The following is a 9681-nucleotide window of genomic DNA, read 5'->3' as shown; positions in this document are numbered from 1 at the left end:
AGTTAAAAGTTAAACTTCAAGTTTTCATTCAGGACTAATGTACTGGTTAACTAATTTTTTGGGGAAAATTAGTTAACCCATCATTATAACATATAATTAATTTGCAAGAGTTCTATTGTCGTTAAAATCCGAGATAGGATTATTTCCCCTGAGAACTGTAGCGGATTCGATCGAGAGCCGCTGCCGTGACTTCTAGGAAATAATAGGTGGATGAGGCTGTACCTATCCACCCTAGATATCTAAATCTGCGGGGCTAAATTTCTTGTGAATCTGAGGAAAACCTAACTGTTTAATCACTTGATGTTTGCGTTCTTCCTCAAGGAATTGCAAATTATTATAATTAACCCAGTGAATACAGTTAACCGGACAAGTCTCGATCGCTTCTTGAATAATTTCTTCTTCGTCACCGTCCTGATTATAGACACGAGAGCGACCGTATTCGCCTTCAATAAAAAAGGTATTGGGGGCAACGTGGGCGCAGTGTTTACAACCGATACAAGTGACCTCATCGACGTAAACCGCTTTCTGGCGCAGTAAACCGCCCAATTCCGGTTCAAAACCAGTGCGATCGGGGGAATCTCTTAGGAATCCCCCTAACTCTGGTTCAAAACCAGAGCGTTCGGGAGAAAAATCAGCCATTAGGCACTCCAACGTTGTACCACTAGACGAATGGAACCATCAGTATTTTTTTCCTGTGCTGCCACCTGAAAACCCTGTTTAGCAGTTTCTGCCAGGATGGTGTGGTAGGCATAACCTTGATTTACTTTTCTTAAAAATCCTTCTACGGTTAGGGGTTGTTGCCAGTATTGTAAATCGGCAACTAACTCGTACTCGTTGCCATTCCAGCGAAAACCGATATCGTAATTGTTATCTTGCTCGATTACCACCTCTGCGGTTAAAGTTTGACCTTGATAACCTTTGACGGGGTGGGAACCCTCTTTCCATTCCATCCCCATATCGCTGAGGGCGGCTTTTAGGTAGGATAGATCGCGGATTTTGGTTTTGATATTGCTAAAGTGTGACATGGCTTTTCAGTGGCTTAAATAAAGGGATTGGGAAAAATGAAAAATTACCAGTCGCTAAAAGTGGCTTCGTTGCTGACTTTCTCTGACTGGCTGACGGTTTGATGGTAATAATCCGAGGTTTTCTCTTGAGACATCAGCTGCCCGAGTTGTGCCTCGATCGCCGCCGTCACCTCTTGACAAGATGAACCGACTATGCCTGTCACCTTTTCCATAACGCGACCATCGGGATAGATGATAAACTCTAGGCTTTCCATGCTCATAGCTCTTCTCGGCGTGATCTGGGGTTTGCAAAGCTCCCTATCGTTTTAATTTACGATAGTTTGCTAATCGTAGCAATCTGGTTAAAATTTTAGCAAAACTTTATATTCTGTAACCCAACTACTCTAATTGTTTGTAAGTTTCCCGTAACTTTTCTTCATCGTCAAGGGCGAACCTTGACCCAGGAGGCACAATTTAACAAAACTACACAAAAAAGACGACCTGAAGCGATAAATTGAAAATAAAGGAGATGCAACGGCGAACCACGACCGCCGAGATCATAGAATTTTGTCTATAGGAATCAGAACAAATATGAATAAACAAACAGCCAGCGATCGCATTCGGATCGGTGTTTTAGGTTTTGGTGGTTTGGGACAGGCTGCCGCTAGAATTCTCGCCCCCAAACAGGAAATGCTTTGGACTGCCGCCGCCGATAAAGCCGGTTTTGCATACCACAAAGACGGTCTAGATGTCAATACCTGTAACAAAATTTATCATGACCAGGGTTCGATCGGTTATCTGGAAAATTACGGCAGTCTCAGCCAGAACAGTATCGAGGAATTAATCAAAACTGCCGACGTAGAAGGCTATTTCCTCGCCTTACCAAATTTACCTAACAATTTCATGGCCGATATCGCTAAAACCTTCATTCGCTTAGGTTGGCGCGGGGTTTTAGTCGATGCTCTCAAACGCACCAGCGCCATGGAACAAATCTTAGCACTGCAAGCAGACCTAGAAGCCGCCGGCATCACCTACATGACCGGCTGCGGTGCTACCCCCGGACTGTTAACTGCGGCCGCTGCCCTAGCTGCCCAGAGTTATGCAGAGATTCATAGCGTTAAAATTACCTTCGGCGTGGGAATCGCCAACTGGGAGGCTTATCGTGCCACTATTCGCGAAGATATCGCCCATTTACCCGGTTACAACCCAGAAACAGCCCACCAGATGAGTGACGCAGAAGTGGAAATGCTGTTAAATAAAACCAATGGCATTCTCAGCCTCGAAAATATGGAACACGCGGACGATATTATGCTGGAATTGGCTGGAATTTGTGGACGCGATCGGGTTTCCGTCGGGGGTGTGGTGGATACGCGCAACCCGAAAAAGCCTTTAAGTACCAATGTTAAAGTCACGGGGCGGACTTTTGAAGGCAAAATTTCTACCCATACCTTCACTTTAGGTGATGAAACCAGTATGGCGGCTAATGTCTGCGGGCCGGCTTTTGGTTATCTGAAAGCGGGGGTTTCCCTGCATCGTCGCGGTATCTACGGATTATGGACAGCAGCAGAGATTATGCCGCAATTTGTGCGCTAGGGGTTTCTCTGCCGTAAAATAGCTAAAACTTTCGGGAAAATAGCGGGTAAGGGAGCGATCGCTTCTAGGCTCTCTCCCGTGACCGGATGTATTAAGATTAAACGATAGGCGTGGAGTAATTGTCCGGGTAGATTAATTCCGATGGAACGACCGGAACTATAGAGGGGATCGCCAAGAATCGGATGACCGATGTGGCTGCTATGAACGCGAATTTGATGAGTTCTGCCGGTTTCTAGGCGAAATTCCATTAAGGTGTAGTTGCCTAGTCTTTCCTTGATTTGCCAGTGAGTGACGGCATTTCTACCGCCTTTTTCCACGGCAATAATAGCCATCTTTTGGCGATCGCTGCGGTGACGACCGATCGGCAGATCAATTGTACCTGTTTCGCTTTTGGGGACACCGTGGACAAGGGCCATGTATTCCCGGCGGGCAGTTTTGGTTTTTAATTGTGCCTGTAGGTGTTGATGGGCCTGGTCGGTTTTGGCAATAACGATCGCACCCGTGGTATCCTTATCTAAACGGTGAACTATACCGGGGCGTTGAATTCCACCAATTCCGGCTAAATTTGGGCAGTGATGTAGTAAAGCGTTGACCAAGGTTCCCGATTCGTGGCCGGGGGCCGGATGAACCACTAAATCGGCTGGTTTATTGATAATAATCAGATATTCGTCTTCGTAAAGAATATCAAGCTCGATCGCCTCGGCGGTTAATTCGAGGGGTTGACTGTCGGGAATGGTAATCTTTAAGCGATCACCTTGACCAACTTTAGTATTTTTATTAGTGCAAATTTGACCATTTAACTGTATATATCCCTGTTCTATCAGTTTTTGCAGCCTCGATCTCGATAAATCGGGCAATTGTGACCCCATCCAAGCATCTAAACGTTCTTTTTTTCCCGCAACTTCTAAGTTTAATTGGTTCATCGGTTTTTAGTGATCAGGGTGTAGGGTGTGGGGGAGAAGGGAGGGGGCAGGGTGTGGGGTGTGGGGTGTGGGGTGTGGGGTGTGGGAATTATGAATTAGGAATTGGGGAGAATAAATAGGGTTTGCTGAAAAAGTTTGTTGGTGGGGTTAGGAGTCGGTCGTCAGTAGCCGGTCGTTTCAGGCTTTGTTGCCCTCTTTTTTGTACCAGTTTATGTACTAAGAGAGTAGGTGGGTGGAATTAAATATAAGATGAACGTAGGTTGGGTTGAAGCATGAAACCCAACTCCCGCATGGGTTACGCTACCGCTAACCCATCCTACAAATAATTGTGCCTCCCTACTTAATCCTATTTTCTGGCACTAACATCGGATTTTAACAGGTCAAAAGCCTTATTTTAAAAGGGTTTTACCATTATTCAGCCAGCCCTAAATAAAAATAATCTCCTGACTCCTGATTACTGATTACTGATTACTGATTACGGCTCTTCGGTTTGTGTTATGCAATGGACGGGGGTTATAAGGGATGTAACCCTTATAGAGAAAGGCATTTAGCGATTTTTGTCAATTGTTTTTGCTCTAGAGCGAACTAATCAATTAAGTCTCTTGCCAGATAAGGATTTAGTCGATTTATGCCCCCCTATCAAACCATACCAAGTAACGAAGAACCCTGATTACTGATTACTGATTACTGATTACTGATTACTGAATTGGTCTGCCCTGGTAACGAATATCTGCATTGTTATTATCTTCGGTTTCGAGGACGATCTCGAATTCTTCTACAACGGAATCAAGGAGGGGATTAACTGTGGGATTTAAGAGAGGAGTTTCGGGGGTGGGGTTAGAGATAGCGAGAATTTTTGCTAATTTTGAGCGAGTTTTTTGGATTTCTCCCTCTAACAATCCCGTGATCGTTTTGCCAGTTTTCACTAAAAGAAAAGCTTGGTCACTGCAAGGGGTTAAGATCAGATGACCCTGGGGACTGCGAATAGCAATTTGTTCCAGATCAGACCAGCTTAATTCCTCTTTTGTGTTATTGACAAGATAGACCATTGTTCCTGCTAAGATTAAAGCACTATTGTGTTCCATGCCGATGGAATCAGTCAAAGGTTGACCCTGGGGAGAAACAAGCATGATCCCCTCAATAGCGAGCGGTTTTTCGGCTAATTCTTGCAGGATTTTGGCAATTTCTACCTGATAATTTGGTTCCCTAGGTAAGGTATTTTTAGAGTTATCATAGTTATTATCGGTGGGTTGTTTTCGTTCTTTGGTTTCTTTCGAGGAGATAAACCATTGCAGGTTTTTTTTTTCCCGCAGTTGCTGGTGGCTAAACAGACGAATATCTTTAGAAAGTTTAATCCCTAATTCAAAGGCATTTGCCTGATAATTGTCAGCTAAAGTTAAGGGTTCAAGGGAGATTTTAGCCTCATCTCTGGCAATACGTTTTAGGGGACCTGCTTCTAGACAGGCAAGAATTTTAAATAGTTGTTTCGAGTCGAGTAGTTCCTGTAAATAATAACAATGAAAGTAAGGAATATCCCCACGACCAAATTCATCCTTCCCATCGTTAATTAACCAACCAAAGAGGGTGTTATGGGAGTCAATTTGATAGATATAGACTCCTTTAAATTTCCTGTCTGGAGGATTATAGGTGTCCCATAACTGAGAGACTATATGTTGATAAAAAAACTGTTGAATCCCTAGGGGGACATTGGCACTAGCGATATATTTAAATCCCAGTTGCGAGAAACTGCTATAAATCAGTTGTTCAACGAGCAAGGACATGATCTGTAACCTTTAAGCACTTTTGTGCGCTATTATAAATAATTTTAACACAATTGTGTCTTGTTTCTAGTTTTTGGGGAGATATTTGACGGCATTTCTCCTCAAGATGAACTGTCACCTAATTTGGTGCCGACTCCCCAAAACGAAAACTTCACACCTCACCGTTAAGATAACTGCTATAAGAAAGTCAGCAGATTTTTGAGAGATTTTTTGGCTAATCTTTCTGTAAATAGCTCGGATATAGTGCTGGTCGTTTAGGAAAAGTTTACCAGTTGTCGATCGATTTGAGACAATAACCAAGATAGGGAGTCTAAAGCTTGATTTGCTTGCAGCGTGCCTTGTTGGGAATCAATTAAAACTGTTGAGTAAAAAAAACGGTGATTAACTTTTTGGTCTCGCAGTTTTTGCTCTAATTCTTTGACTTTTAATTGTAGGTTTTGCCAGCATTTTTGGTCAGAGACAACTAGATCGCATTTGCTGATAATAATGCCTAAATTAAACCTAGTTTTATTATAGTTAATTATCTCGATCAAGGTTTGAAAAATTTTCAGGTAATTGTTATGCTTGTCTGAATCATTTAATAAACTTGCTGCCTCTAAAAACAGTAAACAAGCATTAGCCTGTAAAGCCATATTGACAAAAGCTAAATTATAGATTTGACAACTTTCTCCCGGTAGATCCCACCAGCGAATTGTCGCTATTTTCTCCGATTGATCACCGCTTTTTTTCTCTAAACTAAAATCAAAGTTACTAATTTTTAAAGTGGCGGGGGGATATTGACCTGTTCTAGCGACATAATTGAGAATTTTTTCAATATCTTCTTCGCTTTCTTCCTCTTGAGATCTGAAGACAATATTAGCCTGATTTCCCCAAGCTGCTGGATTTTTCAAACTCTGATAAGATGCCGCTAGGAAAACTGTTTTTCCTGCTCCTCTTTGACCGATACTGAGAACTGTATAAATTTGGTTTTCTTTACTAAGATTTTCCTGATTATTAGTCATTTTACAACCTCTAAATTGAATGAAAAAAACTTTTGCGACGATGATTGTGTCTCTCAAGCCAACACAGACGAGAAAAATTGACTTGAGATTAGTTAATCTCCTTAGCTCAACAATTCCATTCTGCAGTCTTGTAGTTATGCTGTCTGGAAAGATGGTTAAGATGATTATATTTGTTTTGTCCCCTCGGATCATCCCGGTTAACCAAATCTTCACAAAAAGTTACTATTCTAATAGTAATGGAACTTGCTCTCGGTGCTTGAGATGGAAATCTTGGGATTAAATTTTCCTGATTTTTAAGTAGGTAGGTGTTAAAAACTTTGAGATGTCCCCTTGTTAAAGATCGATTAAGGGTAGGGTTGATTCATGAATCAACCCTACGATGAATCAACCCTAGTATTAAGGGGGGATCGAACCCAAAACCCATCTTCAATTTAATTATAACCAGCTACTTAACGACAAAAGCCAGAGCAAATCAGTAGAGACTTCCTCGTCTCCAAAAAATAGAGAGACATTGTTATAACAACGTCTCTAGATCAGAGTAAGCCAAGCTGTTTTAAACAACCGAATTATTGGTCACTTTATTCAACAAAAAAACCATTGAGAACTCCTGAAATGATCGAAACCACAATCGAACCGAATAGAGCGGCAAAAAATGATTTTACCTCAAAGCCACTGATAAAATAGGAGGCTAAAGAAAAGGAAATGGCATTGACCACAAAAATAAATAACCCTAGGGTTAAAATAGTTAAAGGCAGGGTAAAAAGAATCAACAGGGGTCTAATAATAGCATTAATTAAACCCAAAGCGACAGCAGCTATCAAAGCCACGGGAAAATCTTTAATTTCTATACCGGGTACTATTTGCCCTGTAATCAATAAAGAGACGGCGGTAATCAACCAACGGAGGAAAAAAGATAACATAAGTCCATCCATCTAAGATAGTTCATCCTCATCTATTCTAATCGCCATCGCCACTTAAAGAGACGGAAGTCTTCAGAAGATGACAACGAAAACCGACATTGACTGCTGCCGCTGCTCGAAAACCAGAGCAGGAACATAAGTAGCTGGTTATAATTAAATTAAAAATGGATTTTAGCTTCGATCCCCCCTGCCCCCCTTGATAAGGGGGGTGCCGATAGGCGGGGGGATCTGACACTGATAATAAAAAGGAAGATTCCCTCGGACTATCACTCCCAGAAAAGAGGCAAGACTAAAGATGATATCTAGAAATAATTTTAGCCAGAACTGGCAAGGACAAATCGGTAAAACGAGAATAATTCGGGTATCAACTGGCATTTTCATGCTAATGAGTCTGCTTTCTCTCCTCTCAGTGCCACCCAGTTTAGCATCTCCTGAGCCACCTAATTCGGTCATCGAGGCTGTCCGTCAACATTTGAGTCAGAAAACCAAGATACCCGTTAATCGCTTGCAAATTCAAGCAGCACAACCACAAACCTGGCCCGATGGTTGTTTAGGATTAGCTAAACCGGGAGCATTATGTACTCAAGCGCTGGTGCCAGGATGGCGAATTATTCTGACTGATAAGCAAAAAACTTGGGTTTATCGCACCGATAGCAGTGGCACTAATCTCCGCTTAGAAAAGTAAATTTCTTTTGATATTTTCCGGCTGCTTTTTCGGCATCCCCAAAGCAGCGTTTTCCTGATTTAATTTTCCTTCCCTCAGGGAAGGCGAATTGTCTCAAGCACCCCGTTGGGTGACGAAAATCGGCTGAGAATGGCTCTATGGTTTGTTTCAAGAATCTAGTCGTCTCTGGCAACCCTATTTAATTAATAATCCCAGTTTTTTGCTTCTTTTTGCCCTACAACTCCTGCGAGACCGGGAAAAGTAAACAGTAATCCAGTCATCAGTCCTCAACTATCGCTAAGATGAATAGGAGAAGGCAAAGTTTTATCTACGTTTAGGAGTTCCTGCTAAAGATGACACAAGCTACTCAGACTCAAGGAAAAGGAATTTTACTCAGTGAGGCTGCCCTCAAACACCTTACCATGCTCAAAGAGCAACAGGGCAAGGATTTATGTCTGCGCGTGGGTGTGCGTCAGGGTGGTTGTTCGGGAATGTCCTATATGATGGATTTTGAGCATCCTAGCAATATTGGCCCCCAAGATGAGGTTTTCGATTACGATGGCTTTAAAATTGTCTCTGATAAAAAAAGTCTGCTCTATCTCTACGGTCTCATGTTAGATTACAGCAACGCGATGATCGGCGGCGGTTTCCAATTTACTAATCCCAACGCCAGTCAAACCTGCGGTTGTGGTAAGTCTTTTGGCGTTTAATATTTCCCCGGGGTGATACCTTTCATCCCCGCCTCCCAGAGGCGATTTTTTTTTGCCAAAACTCTTGACAAAATCGGAGACTTGACATATACTTTCTGCATAATGGGAATCCGTGCCTGCCTGCGAACCCTTCATTTTTAGGCTAGATACCCTGCTCTGAATTAGAGACGATAATAATCTGAGGAAAACTTTTTAGACATTAAGAGGGGTTTTGACTGAGATTCCGCAGGGTACGATTGACAAAGCTGAGGTAGTCGTCAATTTCTTCGTAGGCATCGAGTTCTTGCTTTTGTGCGGGGGTAATTGCTGATTCTTTCTCTAGTTGGAGTAATTCTTCAATCCGAGTCTGAACGGCAGTGGAAGCTCGAAATATAGCAACTCCATCTTCTAATTCTAGGCAGACGGCTCCCTCTCTGGCTAGGGCAGAGGGCAAGTGATTGAGTTTAGGGATTGCTTGGGGGGTCATTTCAGTTACCAGTTATCAGTCAACGGTGACTACCGCAGTCCAGTCGGTAGCTTGAAATCATACCATTTTTCATAAGTAATGGCAGAGATGGTTAATCGCCCTAACCCCCCACCCCCCCAACCCCCCCGACGTCGGGGGGGTTGGGGGGGGTAAGATACCTGCCAAGAATAAAGAAAAATGGTATCAGAAGGATTTTAATTTTTATCCCCATTATTATAGTTAGCAAAAGTATAGTCAAATATAGACAGACTGAATTCCATTTCAGAAATTCCCTTCACTTTTACTTCGAGAGATTGATTCTCCTTGGGTGAACTACGCACCTCTCTATCCCATAGCAGTTAAACGCATTTGGGAATGCTTTTCGTAAAATGTTGTAGGAACCCATGACATCAGATTGAACCAGAATCCCCTTATCTGTACGATATAACCCTCGCTTAATTCTTTTTCCTGAAAAAACGGGTTTTTCAGTTATCTGTCCATAAACGGGGAGAGGATCGTCACTGACTGACGGACACATTTTTCAATACAAAGACAAGTACTGTTATGTGAAAGCCTCAAACTCCTGAATAAAAGAAAAGGTAATTTTGCCATAATAATCCTGACGAGCTTTGCGAGAAGC

At 42.5% G+C, this 9681-nt stretch carries 11 protein-coding genes and 3 pseudogenes; 5 read left to right on the top strand and 9 right to left on the bottom strand.

Going from position 1 to position 9681, the window contains the following annotated elements; translation table 11 throughout:
• Window positions 1-231 precede the first annotated feature (231 nt).
• From EWV66_RS04785 to EWV66_RS04775, 3 genes are read right to left on the bottom strand one after another with little or no spacing between them, the layout of a single operon-like run.
• Window positions 232-639 (bottom strand): ferredoxin, encoded by a 408-nt coding sequence (locus EWV66_RS04785; protein ID WP_002734255.1) that lies wholly within the window; start codon window positions 637-639, stop codon window positions 232-234.
• Window positions 639-1025, bottom strand: coding sequence for a DUF1257 domain-containing protein (locus EWV66_RS04780; RefSeq protein ID WP_002762644.1), 387 nt, complete (start codon window positions 1023-1025; stop codon window positions 639-641). Before EWV66_RS04780 ends, EWV66_RS04785 begins: the two co-directional genes overlap by 1 nt.
• 44 nt (window positions 1026-1069) lie before the next feature.
• Window positions 1070-1285, bottom strand: a complete 216-nt coding sequence (locus tag EWV66_RS04775; RefSeq protein ID WP_002762645.1) for a DUF2997 domain-containing protein — start codon at window positions 1283-1285, stop codon at window positions 1070-1072.
• Between the two features lie 310 nt (window positions 1286-1595).
• Between EWV66_RS04775 and bioU the strand changes: the two genes are divergently transcribed.
• Window positions 1596-2597 carry a (S)-8-amino-7-oxononanoate synthase BioU gene (gene bioU, locus EWV66_RS04770; RefSeq protein ID WP_072925296.1) on the top strand — a complete coding sequence of 334 codons (1002 nt, stop codon included), beginning with the start codon at window positions 1596-1598 and terminating at the stop codon, window positions 2595-2597.
• Here bioU and EWV66_RS04765 read toward each other — a convergent pair.
• Window positions 2594-3520 carry an RluA family pseudouridine synthase gene (locus EWV66_RS04765; RefSeq protein ID WP_052276013.1) on the bottom strand — a complete coding sequence of 309 codons (927 nt, stop codon included), beginning with the start codon at window positions 3518-3520 and terminating at the stop codon, window positions 2594-2596. The genes bioU and EWV66_RS04765 overlap by 4 nt on opposite strands.
• Before the next feature lie 497 nt (window positions 3521-4017).
• On the opposite strand from EWV66_RS04765, the pseudogene EWV66_RS24000 reads away from it, so the two are divergent.
• A pseudogene (locus EWV66_RS24000) lies at window positions 4018-4197 on the top strand (hypothetical protein).
• 21 nt (window positions 4198-4218) lie between these two features.
• On the opposite strand, the gene EWV66_RS04760 reads toward EWV66_RS24000, so the two are convergent.
• The 3 genes from EWV66_RS04760 to EWV66_RS04750 form a co-directional block, all read right to left on the bottom strand.
• Complete coding sequence (locus tag EWV66_RS04760; RefSeq protein ID WP_287108221.1) at window positions 4219-5301, bottom strand: roadblock/LC7 domain-containing protein; 1083 nt, start codon at window positions 5299-5301, stop codon at window positions 4219-4221.
• Between the two features lie 254 nt (window positions 5302-5555).
• Window positions 5556-6302, bottom strand: coding sequence for a TRAFAC clade GTPase domain-containing protein (locus tag EWV66_RS04755; protein WP_287108220.1), 747 nt, complete (start codon window positions 6300-6302; stop codon window positions 5556-5558).
• Between the two features lie 578 nt (window positions 6303-6880).
• The gene (locus tag EWV66_RS04750; protein WP_052278398.1) at window positions 6881-7222 is read right to left on the bottom strand and encodes a phage holin family protein; all 342 of its coding nucleotides are present in this window, start codon (window positions 7220-7222) and stop codon (window positions 6881-6883) included.
• Between the two features lie 295 nt (window positions 7223-7517).
• Between EWV66_RS04750 and EWV66_RS04745 the strand changes: the two genes are divergently transcribed.
• The 3 genes and pseudogenes from EWV66_RS04745 (at window position 7518) to EWV66_RS04740 (ending at window position 8596) form a co-directional block, all read left to right on the top strand.
• A complete protein-coding gene (locus tag EWV66_RS04745; RefSeq protein ID WP_052276017.1) occupies window positions 7518-7907 on the top strand; it encodes a DUF8738 domain-containing protein in 390 nt (129 codons plus the stop codon).
• Between the two features lie 139 nt (window positions 7908-8046).
• Window positions 8047-8151: pseudogene (locus tag EWV66_RS24330) on the top strand (WecB/TagA/CpsF family glycosyltransferase); the annotation flags it as partial.
• A gap of 88 nt (window positions 8152-8239) precedes the next feature.
• Window positions 8240-8596, top strand: coding sequence for an iron-sulfur cluster assembly accessory protein (locus tag EWV66_RS04740; RefSeq protein WP_052276018.1), 357 nt, complete (start codon window positions 8240-8242; stop codon window positions 8594-8596).
• A 199-nt stretch (window positions 8597-8795) separates the two neighbouring features.
• Here the strand turns inward: EWV66_RS04740 and EWV66_RS04735 are convergent, their stop codons facing one another.
• Both EWV66_RS04735 and EWV66_RS24325 read right to left on the bottom strand, forming a co-directional pair.
• Window positions 8796-9062, bottom strand: a complete 267-nt coding sequence (locus EWV66_RS04735; RefSeq protein WP_002747571.1) for a hypothetical protein — start codon at window positions 9060-9062, stop codon at window positions 8796-8798.
• Between the two features lie 280 nt (window positions 9063-9342).
• Window positions 9343-9558: pseudogene (locus EWV66_RS24325) on the bottom strand (RNA-guided endonuclease TnpB family protein); the annotation flags it as partial.
• Between the last annotated feature and the right edge of the window lie 123 nt (window positions 9559-9681).

It is taken from the genome of Microcystis sp. M_OC_Ca_00000000_C217Col (genome assembly GCF_007095585.1).
Classification (GTDB): Bacteria; Cyanobacteriota; Cyanobacteriia; order Cyanobacteriales; family Microcystaceae; genus Microcystis; species Microcystis panniformis.
The sequence above is the reverse complement of the archived record's forward strand: the minus strand, read 5'-3'. Positions and strand labels throughout refer to the sequence as shown.

Excerpts from the sequence above, each read along its gene's own strand:
- EWV66_RS04785 (WP_002734255.1), bottom strand. The coding sequence starts at position 639 with ATGGCTGATTTTTCTCCCGAACGCTCTGGTTTTGAACCAGAGTTAGGG.
- EWV66_RS04780 (WP_002762644.1), bottom strand. The coding sequence starts at position 1,025 with ATGTCACACTTTAGCAATATCAAAACCAAAATCCGCGATCTATCCTAC.
- EWV66_RS04775 (WP_002762645.1), bottom strand. The coding sequence starts at position 1,285 with ATGAGCATGGAAAGCCTAGAGTTTATCATCTATCCCGATGGTCGCGTT.
- bioU (WP_072925296.1), top strand. The coding sequence starts at position 1,596 with ATGAATAAACAAACAGCCAGCGATCGCATTCGGATCGGTGTTTTAGGT.
- EWV66_RS04765 (WP_052276013.1), bottom strand. The coding sequence starts at position 3,520 with ATGAACCAATTAAACTTAGAAGTTGCGGGAAAAAAAGAACGTTTAGAT.
- EWV66_RS04760 (WP_287108221.1), bottom strand. The coding sequence starts at position 5,301 with ATGTCCTTGCTCGTTGAACAACTGATTTATAGCAGTTTCTCGCAACTG.
- EWV66_RS04755 (WP_287108220.1), bottom strand. The coding sequence starts at position 6,302 with ATGACTAATAATCAGGAAAATCTTAGTAAAGAAAACCAAATTTATACA.
- EWV66_RS04750 (WP_052278398.1), bottom strand. The coding sequence starts at position 7,222 with ATGTTATCTTTTTTCCTCCGTTGGTTGATTACCGCCGTCTCTTTATTG.
- EWV66_RS04745 (WP_052276017.1), top strand. The coding sequence starts at position 7,518 with ATGATATCTAGAAATAATTTTAGCCAGAACTGGCAAGGACAAATCGGT.
- EWV66_RS04740 (WP_052276018.1), top strand. The coding sequence starts at position 8,240 with ATGACACAAGCTACTCAGACTCAAGGAAAAGGAATTTTACTCAGTGAG.
- EWV66_RS04735 (WP_002747571.1), bottom strand. The coding sequence starts at position 9,062 with ATGACCCCCCAAGCAATCCCTAAACTCAATCACTTGCCCTCTGCCCTA.